General features: G+C 46.1%; 1 protein-coding gene and 1 pseudogene. Both read right to left on the reverse strand.

Annotated features, from left to right (window positions below; translation table 11 throughout):
• A partial coding sequence (locus R8N47_RS26530; RefSeq protein WP_318186277.1) for an HAD-IB family phosphatase occupies positions 1-406 on the reverse strand: 406 nt, incomplete at its 3' end.
• Position 407: 1 nt separating this feature from the next.
• A pseudogene (locus tag R8N47_RS26535) lies at positions 408-608 on the reverse strand (ABC transporter ATP-binding protein); the annotation flags it as partial.

Raw genomic sequence — 608 nt, forward strand, 5'->3', positions numbered from 1 at the left:
CAATTCCTAATGCGACGGGAATTCCTAATCGACGGCCGACCGCTTCGACTAAGAATGTCACGCTCGCAGAGATGATAACCATATCGATGTCATCGCGATCCAACTGTGCTATCAACGTTTTGGATTGCTCAAACTGCTTAGGCAGGATGTGGTGCTCTACACACTCTTCTACCAACGTATGGACGTGTGCAACGGGCATGTCAGCCAATGGTGCCATACAGAATTCTAAGTAGTCCTCCATGTCCATTTTGCCTTCTGCGTACAAGGCCATTAAACGCTGATCTTCCTCGATGAAGTTTGATTGCGTTGCTATGCCTTTTTCAACCAAAAACGCATTCCAAATCATCGCACAGTCGGCGTTGATTAGAGTTTCGTCCATATCAAAGACGTACAAAGGTTTGGACATGTTAGGCTCTCACTGGTTGAATTTCATTAAGGTTAAACAGCAGCTCTAGTTGACTGCCGTTAGCTAGCAAGCGTTCGGATGAACGGTTGAGCAAATCGACTGTAAGATCGCACTCTTCGACGCATACTTGGTAGCGAATTACATTGCCAAGCAGTTGGTGATTTTTGATGGTTCCCATCTGCGGTGCAGATATATGGTTTCC

Source organism: Vibrio sp. 2132-1 (genome assembly GCF_033344315.1).